2 protein-coding genes (1 of these 2 running past the window's edge) are annotated in these 18,466 nt (G+C 73.0%); both read left to right on the top strand.

Annotated features, from left to right (window positions below):
* Positions 1 to 4,241, top strand: partial view of a non-ribosomal peptide synthetase gene (locus tag QSK30_RS21620; RefSeq protein WP_285505284.1) — the end only. The gene continues 4,450 nt to the left of window position 1, outside the view; only the last 4,241 of its 8,691 coding nucleotides appear in the window; its start codon lies beyond the left edge, outside the window; the stop codon is at positions 4,239 to 4,241.
* Positions 4,238 to 18,466: a non-ribosomal peptide synthetase gene (locus QSK30_RS21615; RefSeq protein ID WP_285505283.1), complete on the top strand. Its 14,229-nt coding sequence runs from the start codon at positions 4,238 to 4,240 to the stop codon at positions 18,464 to 18,466. Before QSK30_RS21620 ends, QSK30_RS21615 begins: the two co-directional genes overlap by 4 nt.

The following is an 18,466-nucleotide window of genomic DNA, read 5'->3' as shown; positions in this document are numbered from 1 at the left end:
TCTCCTGTGAGCTGACCGGCGAGGTCGACACCGCGCGGCTGCGCGCCGCCGCCGAGGCGGTGCTGCGCAGGCACGACAGCCTGCGGGCCGCGATCGACCACGTCGGCTCCGGCGACCCGGTGCTGGTGGTCCCGGGTGCCGTCGAACTGCCCTGGCGCGAGGTCGTGACCGACGACACCGAGTGGGACGAGCTGGTCGCACGCGACCTCGGCACCCGGTTCGACGTCGCGGCCGCTCCGCTGCTGCGGTTCCTGGTCGGCCGGGTCGCCGACGACCGGGTGCGGCTGCTGATCACCTTCCACCACGTGCTGCTCGACGGCTGGTCCACCCCGCTGCTGGTGCGCGAGGTCTTCGAGGCGTACGCCGGTGCCGCGCTGCCCGCCGCGCGCCCCTACCGGGACTTCCTCACCTGGCTGTCCACAAGGGACTCCGGGGTCGAGGCCGTCGCCGGTGCCCTGGCTGGGATCACCGAGCCGACGCTGGTGGCCCCGGCGGGCGCGTCCCGCGCGGGCGCGCTCCCGACCCGGGTGGAGGTAGAGCTGCCCGCCGGCCTCGCGGGTGTGGCGAGGGACCGAGGGGTCACGCTCAACACGCTGGTCCAAGCCGCTTGGGGGTTGACCCTGGCGCGCGGCCTCGGCCGCGACGACGTGGTCTTCGGCGCCACGGTGTCAGGCAGACCGCCGGAGGTGCCCGGCGTCGAGGCGATGCTGGGGCTGTTCATCAACACCCTGCCGGTGCGGGTGCGCCTCGACCCGGTCGAGACCGTCGCGGAGCTGCTGACCAGGGTGCAGGCCGAACAGGCCCGCGTGCTGGACCACCAGCACGCCGGGCTGGCGGACGTGCAGCGCGCGGTCGGCGTCGGCGAGCTGTTCGACACGCTCACCGTGTTCGAGAGCTTCCCGATCGACACCGACGCGCTCGACCGGGCCGAGTCCGCGGCCGGGTTCCGGGTCGGCGCTGTCACCGGCGCGGACGCCACGAACTACCCGATCACGTTGACTGTCAACGGTTCCGCCGCTTGGCTGGACGTGCGCGAAGACCTAGTGGACCTCGGGCTAGCGGGGGAGTGGGCGCAGCGGTTCTGCCGCGCGCTCGCGGCGTTCGCGACACCGTCGAGCCGGGTCCACACGCTCTCCCTGCTGTCCGACGCCGAACGGGCGACCGTGCTCGATTGGGGACGCGGTCCAGCGGTTCCAGTCCAGGAGACGATCCTCGAAGCCTTCGCGGCCCAGGACGAGCACGCGGTCGCGGTCGTCGGCCCCGACGAAACCCTGACCTACGGGGCCCTCGCCGAGCGGTCGGAGCGGATCGCGGGTCTGTTGGTGGACCGCGGCGTGCGTCCGGGCGACGTGGTGGCGCTCGCGCTCCCGCCGTCGGCCGGGCTGGTCGCGGCGATCCTGGGCACCTGGAAGGCGGGTGCCGCCCACCTGGTCCTCGATCCCGAGTACCCGGCGCAGCGGTTGCGGCTGATGACCGAGCAGGCCCGACCCACGGTGACCCTGACCATCGGCGCCGTCGACCTGCCCGGGATCGCGCTCGACGAACTCGACCTGGCGGCCTTCCCCCGGGTGTCCGGGCAGGCTGTCGGCGCGGCGTACGTGATCTTCACGTCCGGTTCGTCCGGCACCCCCAAGGGCGTCGTGGTCGAGCACGCCGGACTGGCGAACCTGCTGGCCGCGCACCGCGCGTCGGTGATGCGGCCGGGGCCGGTGCTGAACACCGCGTCGTTCGCCTTCGACGCCTCGATCGACCCGCTGCTGTGGTCGGCGGCTGGGCACGCGCTGCACGTCGGCGCGCCCGTCGGTGACCCGGCCGCACTCGTGCGGCATGTCCGCGAGCACGGGATCGCCTACCTCGACGCCGCGCCCGCGCTGCTGGCGACCCTCGTTGACGAGGGCCTGTTGGACACCGGTGTGTCGCTGGTCGGCACCGGCGGTGAGGCCGTTCCCGCCGCCCTGTGGGCCAGGCTCGCTGAGTCCGATGTGGACGCGGTGAACTTCTACGGACCCACTGAGTCCACAGTGGACGCGGTGCAGGCGCCCGTCCGAAGTGACCGGCCGGTGATCGGTCGTCCGGTGGCCAACTCGGCGGTGTACGTGCTCGACACCGCCCTGGGGCTGGTCGCTCCGGGTGTGGTGGGCGAGCTCTACCTCGGCGGCCCTGGGATCGCCCGCGGCTACCTGGGGCAGCCCGCGCTGACCGCCGAGCGGTTCGTGGCGAACCCGTTCGGTGCGGGCAGGCTCTACCGCACGGGCGACCTCGTGCGCTGGGACACCGAGGGCTCCCTGGAGTTCCTGGGTCGGGCTGACGACCAGGTCAAGGTGCGTGGTTTCCGGATCGAGCCCGGTGAGGTCGAGGCTGTTCTCGGTCAGGTGGTGGACCGGGCTGTTGTCGTCGTGCGGGAAGACCAGCCGGGTGTTGTCCGGCTGGTCGCCTACGTGGTCGGTGGGACCGACCCGGTGGCGGTGCGCGCGCACGCGGCGTCCGTGCTGCCCGACCACATGGTGCCCGCTGCGGTAGTCGTCCTCGACGAGATTCCCTTGCTGCCCAACGGGAAGACCGACCGCTCGGCGCTCCCCGCGCCCGATTTCGCGGCGATGGTGTCCGATCGTGGCGCGGGCAACGCGACCGAGGCGGCGCTCGCCGCCCTCTTCGCCGACGTGCTCGGTGTGCCCTCGGTCGGCGTGGACGACGACTTCTTCGCCCTGGGCGGCGACAGCATCGTCTCCATCCAGCTGGTCAGCCGGGCCCGGGCCGACGGGCTGAAGTTCTCCCCACGGGACGTCTTCGAGCAGCGGACGGTGGCCGCGCTGGCACTGGTCGTCCAGTCCGACGCGCCGGTCGCCGAGGAGGCGGGCGCGGGCGTCGGGCTCGTGCCGTTCACCCCGATCATGCGCGACCTGCTCGACCAGGGCGGGCCCATCCGCCGGTACGCCCAGACCCAGGTCTTGGTGGCGCCGGACGACCTCACAGAGTCCGCGCTGGTGGCGGCCGTGCAGCGGCTCCTGGACACCCACGACGTGCTGCGTACGACCCTGACCGACGGCGGACTGCTCATCGCCGAGCCCGGGGCCGTGCGGGCCGAGTCGGTGGTCCGGCGAATCCCGGGACCGCTCGACGTGGACGCGGTGCTCGACGAACTGGACCCGCACGCGGGGCACGTGTTCCGCGTGGTGTGGTCGCCGGGACGCGTCCTGCTCGCCGCGCACCACCTCGTGGTCGACGGCGTGTCCTGGCGGATCTTGGTCCCGGACCTGGTCGACGCCTACGCGGGCAAGGACCTCGCCCCGGTCGGGACGTCGTTCCGCCGCTGGGCCACCGGGCTCGACCAGGCCGCCCGATCGCCCGAGCGACTGGCCGAGCTGCCGCACTGGACCGGCGTGCTGGCCGGGGACGAGCCCCCGCTGGGGGAGCGCGGCCTGACCGCCGAGGACACCGTCGTCACCCTGCGCCGAGTGGTCACAACGGTGCCCGCCGACGTGGCCGAGCCGCTGCTGGGCCCGGTCCCGGAGCTGTTCCACGCCGAGGTGGACGACGTCCTGCTCGCCGGGCTGGCGCTGGGCGTGGCGCGCTGGTCGAGCCGGTTCCACGGCCTCGACCGGCCCGCGGTGACCGTCGACCTGGAGTCGCACGGCAGGCACGAGGACACCGTCGAGGGCGCTGACCTGCACCGCACGGTCGGCTGGTTCACCAGCGTGCACCCGGTCCGGCTCGACGTCTCCGGCATCGATGTCGCCGACGCGCTCGCCGGTGGCCCGGAGGCGGGCACCGCGGTCAAGAGCGTCAAGGAGCAACTGCGCGCCACGCCGGGCGAGGGCATCGGGTTCGGCCTGCTGCGCCACCTCAACCCGGACACGGCCGCGGACCTGACGGGTCGCGGGCAGATCTTGTTCAACTACCTCGGCCGGTTCGACACCGCGGCCGACTCGACGGGCGCGTGGTCGGCGTTGCCCGGCATCGGCGGCGGCGCGGACGCGGACATGCCTGTCGACCACCCGCTCCAGGTCGACATCAGCACCGTCGAGGGACCGGAGCTCTCGGTCGCCTGGACGTTCCCGGACCGGGTGTTCGACGAGCGCGACATCCGGGACCTGGCCACCTGCGTCGCCGGGGCGCTGCGCGCGGTCGCCGAGCACGGCGCCGAGTCCGGCGCGGGCGGGCTGACCCCGTCCGACCTGCTCTTCCCTGGCCTGGCCCAGGACCAGATCGACCGTTTCGAGGCCAAGTGGAGAAACCCGTGAGCCTGCAGGACATCTGGCCGCTGTCGCCGCTGCAGGAGGGGCTGCTCTTCCTGGCGGGCTACGACAAGTCCACTGTGGACATCTACACGGTGCAGACCGTGCTGGACGTCGAGGGCGCGTTGGACAGCGAGCTGATGCGCGAGTCGGCGCAGGCGCTGCTGCGCCGCCACCCGAACCTGCGCGCGTGCTTCTCCGCCGAGGAGGGCGACCGGCCCGTGCAGCTCATCCCCGCGCGGGTGGGGCTGCCGTGGGTCGAGGTCGACCTGTCCGAGCGGGCCGACGCCGAGGACGAGTGGGCGCGGATCCTCGAGCGCGACCGGGCGACCAGGTTCGACCTGGCCACCCCGCCGCTGGTGCGGTTCCTGGTCGCCAAGCTGGGCCCGGACCGCTACCGGCTGCTGTTCACCAACCACCACATCCTGGTCGACGGCTGGTCGACGCCGCTGCTGCTCGGCGAGCTGTTCGAGATCTACGGAGCCCGCGGCGAGGCGTCCGGACTGCGCCGCGTGCGGCCGTTCCGCGACTACCTGGTGTGGCTGGCGCGGCAGGACCGCGACGCGGGCGAGCGCACCTGGGCTGCGGCGCTGGCCGGGGTCACCGAGCCGACGCTGCTCGGCCCGCCCGGAGCGTCCAACTCGGGCTCGCTCACCGCGCGCGTGCCGGTCGAGGTGACCGACGAGCTGGCGACCCGGCTCGCCGAGGTGGCCCGCTCGCTGCGGATCACGGTCAACACCGTGCTGCAGGCGGCCTGGGGGCTGGTGCTCGCCCGGCACCTCGGTCGGGCCGATGTCGTGTTCGGCGCGACGGTGTCCGGCAGGCCCGCCGACCTACCCGGTGTGGAGTCGATGATCGGGCTGTTCATCAACACCGTGCCGGTGCGGGTGCGGCTCGACCCGGCCGAGACCGTCGCCGACTTCCTGCGGCGCGTGCAGGCCGAGCAGGCCAGGGTGATGGACCACCAGTACATGGGGCTTTCCCGCGTGCAGCGACACACCGGGCTCGCGGAGCTCTTCGACACGATCACCGTTTTCGAGAGCTACCCCGTCGACACGGCGGCTCTGGGCAAGGCGGAGGCGACCGCGGGCCTGCGCGTGCTCAGCGCCGAGGGCACCGACGACACCAACTACCCGGTGACGCTGACCGCCGAGGCAACCGACGGGTTGACCGCGTGGATCGACCACCGACCGGACGTGATCGACGGCATGACGACGGAGTTGTTGTCACGCAAGCTGATCAGTGCCCTCGCGGCGTTCGTCGAGGCTCCCGAGACCCGGGTGCGCACCCTTGATCTGTTGTCCGATGTGGAGCGACAGGCGATCGACACGGCCAGTCGTGGGCCGGTGGTCGAGGTCAGTGGCTCGGTCCTGGAGGTCTTCGCCGACAGCGTCGCGGCCACGCCCGAGGCGATCGCGGTCCGGCACGCCGACAGCACCCTGACTTTCGCTGAACTCGATGAACGCTCGGGCAGGCTGGCCGCGTGGCTGCGTGATCAGGATGTTCGCCCGGGGTCGGTGGTCGCCTCCCTGCTGCCGCGCTCGCCCGACGCCGTCGTCGCGCTGCTCGCGGTGTGGAAGGCCGGTGGCGTCCACCTGCCCGTCGACCCCGGCTACCCGGCCGAGCGGATCGACTTCATGCTCACTGACGCCGAGCCTGCGGTAGTGCTCCGCGAGTTGCCGGACCTGCCCGCAGAAACCTTCGCGCTGCCCGCCGACGGCGCGGCGTACGTGATCTACACCTCTGGGTCCACTGGGCGGCCCAAGGGGGTGGTGGTCGAGCACGCGGGCTTGGCCAACCTCCTCGCCGCGCACCGCGTATCGGTGATGCGGCCGGGGTCGGTGGTGCACGCGGCGTCGTTCTCCTTCGACGCCGCGCTCGACCCGTTGCTGTGGCTGCTGGCGGGCCATGAACTGCACATCGCGGACGCGGATCTCATGGGTGACGCCGCCGCGCTGGTCGACTACGTGCGCGACCACGGCATCGGCTACCTCGACGCCGCGCCTGCCCTGCTGACGCAGGTGGTCGACGCCGGACTGCTGGACACCGACATCGCCGTGGTCGGCACCGGTGGCGAGGCCGTGCCGTCCGCGCTGTGGCGGCGGCTAGCGGCGGCGCGGGCCGAGGCGTTCAACTTCTACGGCCCCACCGAGTCCACTGTGGACGCCGTGGTCGCGCCGGTGGCGGGTGTCGACGTCGTCATCGGTCGCCCGGTCGCCAACACCGCGGCGCACGTGCTGGACACCGCGCTCACCCGGGTCGGCCCCGGGGTCGTGGGAGAGCTCTACCTCGGGGGCCCCGGTGTCGCGCGGGGATACCTGAACCGACCTGGGCTCACCGCCGAGCGGTTCGTGGCGAACCCGTTCGGCGACGGCCGCCTCTACCGCACCGGCGACCTGGTCCGCTGGTCCGCCGACGGTTCCCTGGAGTTCGTCGGTCGGGCCGACGACCAGGTCAAGGTGCGCGGCTTCCGGATCGAGCCGGGCGAGGTCGAGTCCGTGCTCGCCGAGGTCGCCGGCCGCGCGGTCGTCGTGGTGCGCGAGGACCAGCCCGGCGTTGCCCGGCTGGTGGCGTACGTGACCGGCGACGCGGATGCCGCCCGCGCGCACGCCAGTGCTGTGCTGCCGGAGCACATGGTGCCCGCCGCGGTGGTGTCGCTCGACGAGTTCCCGTTGCTGCCCAACGGAAAGGTCGACCGTGCGGCCCTGCCCGCGCCCGACTTCGCCGGACTGGTCACCGCGGGTCGCGAGCCCGCCACCCCCGCCGAGGCGCTGCTGCGCGACCTGGTCGCCCAGGTGCTCGGCCTGCCGACGGTCGGGGTGGACGACGACTTCTTCACCCTTGGCGGCGACAGCATCGTCTCCATCCAGCTGGTCAGCCGGGCCCGCGCGGCGGGCCTGCGGCTGTCCCCGCGCGATGTGTTCGAGCAGCGCACGCCTGCGGCGCTCGCCACGGTCGCCACGACGGACACCGTCCCGGTGTCTGAGGAGGCGGGTGCGGGGGTTGGTCTCGTCCCGTTCACCCCAATCATGCGCGACCTGCTCGAGCTGGGTGGTCCGATCGACCGGTTCGCCCAGGTCCAGGTCGTCCGAGCGCCCGCCGGACTCACCGAGTCCGCCTTGGTCCGCGCGGTGCAGGCAGTGCTGGACATCCACGAGGTCCTGCGCGCCCGGCTGACCCCTGAGGGGCTGCTGGTCGCTGAACGCATCGATGCGCGCACCGTGGTCAGCGTGGCGGAGCGGCTGGACGTGGACGCCGTGCTCGGTGAATTGGACCCGGCGGCCGGCGTTGTCGTTCGCGTCGTGCTGGCCGGTGACCAGGTCTTGGTCGCCGCGCACCACCTGGTGGTCGACGGCGTGTCCTGGCGGATCTTGCTGCCCGACCTGGCCGCCGCGCACGACGGCCACGAGCTCGCGCCGGTCGGCACGTCGTTCCGCCGCTGGGCCACCGGACTGGTCGAGGCCGCCGCGGACACCGCGCAGCTCGATCACTGGGTCGGAGTGCTCGACGGCGGCGACCCGCCGCTCGGCGCCCGAGCCCTCACCGCGGCGGACACACTCGCGACCGCGCGTACGCACCGCACGGAGTTGGCGCCCGCGCTCACCGAACCGTTGCTCACCAACGTCCCCGCTCGCTTCCACGCCACCGTGGACGACGTGCTGCTGGCCGGTTTGGCCGTTGCCGTCGCGCGGTGGCGGCCCGGTCGCACCGCGCTGCTGCTCGACCGCGAGGGCCACGGCCGCGACGAGGGCTTGGTCGACGGCGCCGACCTGCACCGCACCGTCGGCTGGTTCACCAGCCTGTACCCGGTCCGGCTGGCGGGCATCGACCCGACCGACGTCGCCGCGACCCTCAAGCGGGTCAAGGAACAGCTGCGCGCGACCCCCGGCGAGGGCACCGGGTACGGACTGCTGCGCCACCTCAACCCCGACACCGCCGCTCGCCTGGCCGCGCTCGACCGGCCGCAGGTGCTGGTCAACTACCTCGGTCGGTTCGGTTCCGGCGCGGCCGAGGCCGGTCCGTGGGAGCCGGTGGCGGGCATCGGCGGCGGCGCCGACCCCGCGATGCCGCTGGACCACGCGCTGCAGATCGACCTCACCACCCTCGACGGACCCGGCGGCCCGGTGCTCACCGTCGACTGGACCTGGGCCGACGGCGTCCTGACCGCCGCGAAGATCGCCGAACTCGGCGCGCACTGGTTCGCCGCGCTCGCCGAGCTGGGCAGCGCCACCGGCGGTCACACGCCGTCGGACTTCCCCCTGGTGGCGATCGACCAGGGCGAGATCGACGCGCTGGCGGCAGCCGAGCCACGGCTGGCGGAGGTCTGGCCGCTCACGCCGTTGCAGGAGGGCTTGCTGTTCCTGTCCGGTTTGGACAGTGCGGACCAGGACGTTTACACCGTCCAGACCGTGCTGCACCTGGAGGGGCCGGTCGACGCCGCCCGGTTGCGCACCGCCGCCGACGCCCTGCTGGAGCGCCACCCGAACCTGCGCGCCTGCTTCCGCGCCCGCCCCTCCGGCGAGCCCGTGCAGCTCGTCCTCGACGGGGTCCGAGCCCCGTGGCGTGAGGCGACCGGTGACCTCGACGCCCTGCTCGCCGCGGACCGCGACACCCGGTTCGACCCGGCGACGGCGCCCCTCATCCGGTTCCTGCTCGTCCGGCTGCCCGACGGCGGCCACCGCCTGGTGATCACCAACCATCACGTGCTGCTCGACGGCTGGTCGACACCGCTGCTGGGCCAAGAGCTCTTCCAGCTCTACGCGGGCACCGCCCTGCCCAGGCCCAAGCCGTTCGCCGACTACCTCACCTGGCTGTCCACACAGGACCGGCGAGCCGCGCTCACCGCGTGGGCCACTGCTCTCGCCGGGCTCGAGGAGCCGACCCTGGTCGCGGGCACCGGCGTCGCGGCGACCACCGCGGTTCGCCCGGAGCAGGTCGCGGTCGAGGTCTCGCGCGCGTTGTCCGACCAGCTCACCGAGACCGCTCGGGGGCTGGGCATCACCCTCAACACCGCCGTGCAGTTCGCCTGGGGGCTCACCCTGGCGCGCGGACTGGGCCGCGACGACGTCGTGTTCGGCGCGACCGTCTCCGGGCGGCCCGCCGACCTGCCCGGGGTCGAGTCGATGATCGGGCTGTTCATCAACACCGTCCCGGTGCGGGTCCGGGTCGACCCGGCCGACACCGTGGGCGCGGCGGCCCGCGCGCTGCAGGCGGCCCAGTCGGTGCTGATCGAGCACCAGCACCTCGGCCTGGCCGACATCCGCCGGGGGACCGGGCTGCCCGAGCTGTTCGACACGCTCACCGTCTTCGAGAGCTACCCGGTCGACACCGACGCGCTCGGCGCCGCCGAGGCCGCCGCCGGGCTGACCGTGTCCGGGGTGTCGGGCACCGACGCCACCGACTACCCGCTCACCCTCACCGCCGAGGTCGGGGCCGGGCTCGAGCTGTCGCTGGAGTTCCGCCCGGACGTCCTCGGCCACGCGGCGGTGCGGCGGGTGGCCGACCGGCTCATCCTGGCGCTGACCGCGCTGGCGGAGAACCCCGAGCGCCCGATCCACAGCGTTGATCTTGTGTCACCGCAGGACCGCCTCGCTTTGGCCGAAGCCGGGCAGGGACCGCGAATCCCGGTCGCGGACACCTCGCTGCTGTCGGTGTTCGCCCGCCAGGTGGCCGAGACCCCGGACGCCGTCGCGGTCGTCGCGCCCGACGGCGCGCTGACCTTCGCCGACCTCGACCAGCGCTCGTCTGCCCTGGCGGGCGGACTGGACGTGGCCGCCGGTGACGTCGTCGGATTGGCGCTGCCCGCGTCGGTCGAGCTGGTCGTGGCGATCCTCGCGGTGTGGAAGTCCGGGGCGGCGTACCTGGTGTTGGACCCGGCGTACCCGGACGACCGCATTTCCTTCATGCTCTACGACACCAATCCCGGCATCGTGCTCACGACCGCCGACCTGGCTCCCCGATTCGGCTCTGCCGCTGTCGCCCTCGACACCGTCGAACCGGCGCCGTTCTCCCCGGTTGAGGTGCTCGGCGCGGCGTACGTGGTGTACACGTCTGGATCGACGGGCAGGCCCAAGGGCGTCGTGGTCGAGCACGCGGGCTTGGTGAACCTGCTCGCCTCGCACCGCGCGTCGGTCATGCCCGTGGAGCGCCTGCGAGTGCTCAACGCCGCGTCGTTTTCCTTCGACGCGTCCGTCGACGGGCTGCTGTGGCTGTTCGCGGGACACGAACTGCATGTTGTGGAGCCTGCGTCGGTCTTGGACCCCGCCGCGCTCGTCGACTACGTGCGCGCGAACGGGATCGGCTACCTCGACGCTGCCCCGGCGTTGTTGTCCCGGTTGATCGAGGAGGGCCTGCTCGACACTGATCTGCGCGTGGTGGGCACCGGCGGCGAGGCCGTCAGCCCGGCGCTGTGGGCGGCGCTCGCGACGGCGGAGGTGACCGCGGTCAACTTCTACGGCCCCACAGAGTCCACTGTGGATGCTGTATTCGCCGAGGTTCGGGGCGCCGACGTCGTCATCGGCAGGCCGGTGGCGAACCTGGCGGCCGTGGTGCTCAACCCCACGCTCGGTTTGGTGGCGCCCGGGGTGCCGGGAGAGCTCTACCTCGGTGGCCCTGGCCTGGCGCGGGGGTACCTCAACCTGCCCGCGCTCACCGCCGAGCGGTTCGTCGCCGATCCGGCGGGCGGGGGCAGGCTCTACCGGACCGGTGACCTGGTCCGCTGGGACGCCAACGGTTCGCTGGAGTTCCTCGGCCGGGTGGACGACCAGGTCAAGGTGCGCGGCTTCCGGATCGAGCCGGGTGAGGTCGAGGCCGTCCTGGCCACCGCGCCCGGTGTCGCCCGCGCGTCGGTCGCCGTGCGGGACGAGCGACTCGTCGGCTACGTCGTGGCCGCCGGGGAGCTGGACCCGGCCGCCGTCCGCGCGCACGCGGCGAAGCGGCTTCCCGACAACATGGTCCCCGCCGCCGTGGTCGTGCTCGCCGAACTGCCGACCACGCCCAGCGGCAAGGTCGACCGCAAGGCGCTGCCCGCGCCCGACCTGGCCGCCGGTGGCGGCCGAGCGGCGCGCACCCCGGCCGAGGAGATCATCGCCGGGTTGTTCGCCGAGGTCCTGGGTCTGCCCGAGGTGGGCCCGGACGACGACTTCTTCACCATCGGCGGCCATTCGCTGCTGGCCACCCGGCTCACCTCCCGGGTGCGCGCCGCGCTCGGCGTGGAGCTCTCGATCCGGGACGTGTTCGCGGCCCGCACCGTCGCGGGTATCGCCGCGCGACTTACTGTGTCCACAGAGCGCCCGGCGCTGACCCGGGTCGAGCGGCCTGAGCCGCTGCCGCTCTCATTCGCCCAGCAGCGGTTGTGGTTCCTGTTCCGGATGGAGGGGCCCAGCGCCACCAACAACATCCCGTTCGTCGCGCACCTGACCGGCGAGGTCGACCCGGCCGCGTTGCGGCTCGCGCTGGACGACGTGGTCGCCCGGCACGAGAGCCTGCGCACGGTGTTCGGTGACCATGACGGCACGCCGCACCAGCGGGTGCTCGCGGACGCCGTGGTCCCGCTGGACGTGGTGGACACGACCGAGGTCGACGCGCGGGTCCAGGAGGCGACCGAGTACGCCTTCGACCTGTCCACCGAGATCCCCGTGCGGGCGTGGCTGTTCCGCACGGGTGGCGACGAGTCGGTGATCGTGCTGCTGGTGCACCACATCGCCGCCGACGAGTGGTCGACCGCGCCGCTGCTCGGCGACCTGGGCGCCGCCTACGCCGCCCGACTGCGGGGTGAGAGTCCTGAGTGGACTGATCTGCCGGTGCAGTACGGCGACTACACGCTCTGGCAGCGCGAGTTGCTCGGCGCCGAGGACGACCCGGGCAGCGTGATCGCCCAACAGGTCGCCTACTGGCGTGGCGCGCTGGCGGGCTCGCCCGACGAGATCGCGCTGCCGCTGGACCGACCGCGCCCGGCCGTGGCCTCCTACCGGGGCGCCGACCTGCGTTTCGACTTGCCGCCCGAGGTCGCTGCCCGCCTGCGGGAACTGGCGCGGGACAACGGTGTCACGATGTTCATGGTCGTCCAGGGGGCGGTCGCGGCGTTGCTGTCGCGGCTGGGCGCGGGGGAGGACATCCCGCTGGGCACGCCTATCGCGGGCCGCACCGACGAGGGGCTGGACCGGCTGGTCGGGTTCTTCGTCAACACGCTGGTGCTGCGCACTGACGTCTCCGGCGACCCGACCTTCGGCGAGCTGATGCGCCGGGTCCGGGAGACCGACCTGGCCGCCTACGCTCACCAGGACGTGCCGTTCGAGCGGCTGGTGGAGCTGCTGAACCCGGCTCGGTCGATGGCCCGGCACCCGCTGTTCCACGTCATGGTCACGCACACCCCGCGGGACGAGGGCGATCTCGGGCTGCCCGGCACCGCGACCACCGCCCGCGACGTCGCCGCCACGACCGCCAAGTTCGACCTGTCGTTCGGCTTCGCCGACACCCCGGAGGGCATGGCTGGGTCGATCGAGTACGCCACCGACCTGTTCGACCGCGCCACCGTGGCCAACCTCGCCGCTCGGCTCGTCCGCCTGCTCGCGGCGGTCGCCAACGACGCCGAGCAGCCGGTGCGCCGGGTCGACCTGCTCTCCGCCGACGAGCGTGAACTCGTCCTGCGGACGTGGAACGACACCGCCGAACCCGAGGTCACCCGGACCCTGCCGGAGCTGCTGGCCACCACGTTCGCGGCCCATCCCGACGAGATCGCCTTGGTATCCGGGACAACCAGACTGTCCTATCGCGACCTCGACACCCGCGTCAGCCAGCTCGCCCACGAGCTCCGGCTGCGCGGTGTCGGTCCGGAGCGGGTGGTGGCGATCGGCCTGCCCCGCGGCGCGGAGATGGTCGTAGCGCTGCTGGCGATCTTGCGGGCGGGTGGCGCCTTCGTGCCGCTCGACCCGACCTGGCCGCTTTCCCGTCGGGAGACCGTGCTGAGCGAGTCGGGGGCAGTGCTCACCGTGACCGGCCCGGGCGGTGTGCCTGCCGCCGCGGACACCGTGTCCGCGGACCTGAACCGCTGGGTCCACAGTGGACATCCTGCTTCGGGCCCGGACGTGCCCGCGCACGGCAAGCAGCTGGCCTACGTCATGTTCACCTCGGGCTCCACCGGCACGCCCAAGGGCGCGATGATCCGGCACGAGGCCATCTGCGCGCGGATGGTCTGGCAGAGCGGGTTGCTCGGCTTCGGGATCGGCGACGCGGCGCTGTTCAAGGCACCGCTGTCGTTCGACATCTCGGTCAACGAGATCCTGCTGCCGCTGCTCACCGGCGGCCGGGTGGTCATCGCCGAGCCCGGCGGTGAGCGCGACCCGCGCTACCTGCTTGACCTCATCGATGGCGAGGGCGTCACCTTCGTCTACCTGCCGTCCTCGATGCTCGACGCCCTGCTGGAGCTGGCCGACGGCACCCCCGCGCTGCGCGGGCTTAAGCACGTTTGGTGCGGCGGCGAAGTGCTGACCCCGGAGCTGTTCGACCGCTTCCGGGCCGCGCTGGACACCACGATGTACCACGGCTACGGCCCCGCCGAGACCACGATCGGCGTCTCGCACGTGGTCTACCGCGCCGACGCCGACCGGATCGCCACCTCCATCGGTGGCCCGAACCCGAACACCCAGCTCTACGTCCTCGACACCGCGCTCAACCCGGTTCCGCCCGGCGTCGCGGGCGAGCTGTACGTCGGCGGCTACCTGCTGGGGCGCGGCTACGTGCACCGGCCGGACCTCACCGCGGCACGGTTCGTGGCCAACCCGTTCGGCCCAGGCCGCCTCTACCGCACCGGGGACCTGGTGCGCTGGGCGGGCGACGGGACCCTGGACTTCGTCGGCCGCGCGGACAACCAGGTCAAGATCCGCGGCATGCGGCTGGAGCTCGAGGAGGTCGAGGCCGCGCTGCTGCGCCACCCCGGCGTGCGGTCCGCGGTCGTCACCGTCTGGCAGGGGTCTTCCCTGGTCGCGCACGTGGTGCCCGACGGCTCCGCGCCCACGGATCTGGCCGACTGGGCCAAGAGCGCGCTGCCCGACTACATGGTCCCCTCGGCGTTCGTGGTCCTCGACGCGCTCCCGATGACCGCCAACGGCAAGGTCGACCGGCGCGCGCTGCCCGAGCCAGTGGTCGACGGCGGCCCGCGCCCGGCTCCGCGCACGCCTCGGGAAGAGCTGGTGGCCGGGGTCTTCGCCGACCTGCTCGGCCGGGAGGAAGTCGGTCTGGACGACGACTTCTTCGCCCTGGGTGGCCATTCCCTGCTCGCCACCAAGCTGGTGAGCCGGATCCGGTCGGTGCTCGGCGTGGAGCCGACCATCCGGGACGTGTTCGAGGCGTCCACGGTCGCCGGTCTGGTCGAGCGACTGCCTGCGGGCGGTACGGTCCGGCGGGCGCTGGCGCGCGCCGAGCGGCCGGAGCGGCTGCCGTTGTCGTTCGCCCAGCAGCGGTTGTGGTTCCTGTTCCGGATGGAGGGGCCCAGCACCACCTACAACATCCCGCTGACGGCCCGGCTGACCGGCGCGGTCGACGCGGCCGCGCTGCGGTTGGCCCTGGGTGACGTGGTGACCAGGCATGAGAGCCTGCGCACCGTCTTCCCGGACCACGACGGCGTTCCCCGCCAGCACGTGCTGTCCACTGTGGATGTTCAGCTGGACGTCGTCGACACGAGTCCGGCGGAGGTCGACTCCCTGGTCGCGGCGGCGGGGGAGTACGGCCTCGACCTGTCGGCCGAGATCCCCGTGCGCGCCTGGCTGTTCCGCCTCTCGGCGGCCGAGTCGGTGATCGTCGTGCTGCTGCACCACATCGCCGCCGACGAGTGGTCCACCGCGCCGCTGCTCGGCGACCTGGGTGCCGCCTACGCCGCCCGCCAGGCGGGTGCGGCGCCGGACTGGGCGCCGCTGCCAGTGCAGTACGCGGACTACACGCTGTGGCAGCGCGAGCTGCTCGGGTCCGAAGAGGACAGTGGTAGCGTGGTGTCGACGCAGCTGGCGCACTGGCGGGACGCGCTCGCCGGGATGCCGGAGGAGCTGGCGCTCCCGGTCGACCGCCCCCGGCCCGCGGTGGCGACCTACCGCGGTGGCGAGGTCCGGTTCGACCTCGACGCCGAGACCGCGCGAGCGCTGCGGACTACGGCCCGAGCGGCGGGGGCCACGCTGTTCATGGCGGCCCAAGCAGCGGTCGCCGCCCTGCTGTCGCGGCTGGGCGCGGGGGAGGACATCCCGCTGGGCGCACCCATCGCTGGGCGGACCGACGAGGCGCTCGACGGCTTGGTCGGGTTCTTCTTGAACACGTTGGTGCTGCGCACCGACGTCTCCGGCGACCCGACTTTCGCGGAGCTGCTGCGCCGGGTCCGAGAGACCGACCTGGCCGCCTACGCCCACCAAGACGTGCCGTTCGAGCGGCTGGTGGAGGTCCTCAACCCGGGCCGGTCGATGGGCAGGCACCCGCTGTTCCAGACCATGGTCATCTTCCACGACGCCGACGACCGCGACCTCGGGCTGCCCGGGGTGGAGACCGCGGAGCAGACCGAGAGCACGACCACAGCGCGGTTCGACCTCACCTTCACCTTCACCGAGCTGGCCGACGGCCTCACCGGCACCGTCGAGTACGCCGACGACCTGTTCGACCGGGCCACCGCCGAGGTCATCGCCGCCCGGTTGGTCCGGCTGGTCGCGGCGCTGGCCGCCGAGCCCGGCCTGCGGGTCGGTTCAGTCGACCTGCTCGACACCGCCGAGCGCTCGACCCTGCTGACCGGCTGGAACCGGTTCGACGAGCCAGTTCGGGCCACCCTGCCGGAGTCGGTGCTCGCCCAAGCGGACCGCACGCCGGGGGCCGTGGCGCTGACCGGGGAGGACGGCGAGCTGACCTACCGCGAGCTGGCGGACCGGGTGGACGCCCTCGCGGGCGAGCTGGTCCGGCGGGGCGCCGGGCCGGGGCAGGTCGTCGCCCTCGCGTTGCCGCGCACGACCGGGATGGTCGTGGCGATGCTGGCCGTGCTGCGCTCGGGCGCGGCCTACCTGCCGCTCGACCCCGGCTACCCGGCCGACCGGCTGGCGTACATGCTGACCGACGCCCAGCCCACGTTGCTAGTCACCACCCCTGAGCTGCGCGAAGCCATCCCCGTGCCGGTGCCCACGCTGACCCTGGCCGACGAGTTCGCGGGCACGCCCGGTGCGCTGCCCGATCCGGACGACACCGCGTACGTGATCTACACATCGGGCTCGACCGGGCGGCCCAAGGGCGTGCTGGTCCCGCACTCCGCGCTGGCGAACTTCGCCGCCGCGATGGCCGAGGTCGTCGGTTTCGGGCCGGGGGACCGGGTGCACGCGGTGACCACGCTGTCGTTCGACATCGCGGTGCTGGAGCTGCTGGTGCCGCTCACCCTGGGTGCGACCGTGCGGGTGGTGCCGCGCGAGCAGGTGCTCGACCCGCGCCTGCTGCCGTCGGTCGACGGGTTCATGCAGGCCACGCCATCGCTGTGGCAGGCGGTGCTGGAGGCCGGGATATCGCTAGCGGACACCACCGTGCTGGTCGGCGGGGAGGCACTGCCTGCACCGCTGGCCGCCGAACTCGCCGCGCGGGCTCGCCGAGTGGTCAATCTCTACGGACCGACCGAAACCACGGTGTGGTCGACCAGTGCCGAGGTCGACGGTGGTCCCGTGGTCATTGGCGAGCCGATCCGGGCGACGCAGGCGCACGTGCTCGACGCGCGGCTCCAGGTCGTCCCCGCCGGTGTGGCCGGTGAGCTTTACCTGGGCGGGGCGGGTGTCGCGCTCGGCTACCACGCGCGACCGGGGCTGACCGCCGCCAGGTTCGTCGCGAACCCGTTCGGTGCGGGCAGGCTCTACCGCACCGGCGACCTCGCCCGCTGGACCCCGTCCGGCTCGCTGGCGTACCTGGGCCGGGCCGACGACCAGGTCAAGGTGCGCGGGTTCCGGGTCGAGCCGGGCGAGATCGAGGCGGTGCTGTCCACTGTGGATGGTGTGGCCCGCGCGGTGGTGGTGGCCAGGGACTCCCGGCTCGTCGCCTACACGGTGGGTGGCGACCCGGCGGCGCTGCGAGCCGCGGTGTCCGACCGGCTGCCGGACTACATGGTGCCATCGGCCTTCGTCGTCCTCGACGAGTTCCCGTTGACCGACAACGGGAAGGTGAACCGGCGCGCGCTGCCCGCGCCCGACTTCGCCCCCGCTGCGGTGCGGGGGCCTTCGACCGAACGCGAACGGGTGCTCTGCGAACTGTTCGGCGAGGTTCTCGGGATCGCCGAGGTCGGTGTGGACGACGACTTCTTCGCCCTCGGCGGCCACTCGCTGCTGTTGGTGCGGCTCAGCGCGGCGATCACCGCCCGGCTCGGGGTCGTGCTGCCGATCACCACGCTGTTCGCCGCGCCGACCGTGGCCGCGCTGGCTGCCAGGTGGGACACCAAGGCGGACTCGGGCGGGCTGGAGCCCTTGGTGCGCCTGCGGTCCGGGGTGGGCACGCCGGTGTTCTTCGTACACCCGGCGAGCGGACTCGCCTGGCAGTTCGCCGGGCTCAAAGCGCACCTGCCCGACATCCCGATGTACGGGTTGCAGTCGCCATTGCTGGCTGACCCGTCAGCGCGGTTCGAGTCGTTGTCCGCCTTGGCTTCCCGCTACGTCGACGAGATCGTCACCACCCAGCCGCAGGGGCCCTACCGGCTGGTGGGTTGGTCGTTCGGCGGCAACCTGGCGCACCTGATGGCGGGGGAGTTGCGGGCGCGCGGGCGGGAGGTCTCGCTGCTGGCGCTGCTGGACTCGCGGCTGTTCGACCCGGCGTTGGACACCGTGCCCACGGACGAGACCGCGGCACTGGTGGGTCTTCTGTCCGATTTGGACTACCCGCTCTCGCCCGCCCAGCGGGATGAGCTGACCATGCCCGCCGCGGTGGAGATCATCCGGGCGCGGGGCGACATCATGGCCGAGTTCGACGAGGCGACGATCGCCGCGGTCGTGGCGAGTTACCTGACCAGCCAACGGTTGTTGGCCTCGGCGGTCCACCCGGTCTACGACGGCGACGTCGTCGTGGTCGACGCGCTGGTCCCGGAGGAGGGGTTCGAGTCCACGCACCGGCCCGCGTCCGAGGACTGGCGGCCGCTGGTGTCGGGCGCGGTCGAGGCGTTCCCGTTCGAGTGCAGGCACGCGCAGGTCGTCTCGCCGCGGATGGCGGCCCGGCTCGGCGCCCTGCTGCGCGAGCGGCTCTGA

The organism is Actinokineospora sp. NBRC 105648 (assembly GCF_030269645.1).
Lineage (GTDB): Bacteria > Actinomycetota > Actinomycetes > Mycobacteriales > Pseudonocardiaceae > Actinokineospora.
This window is presented reverse-complemented; position numbering and strand designations above follow the sequence as displayed.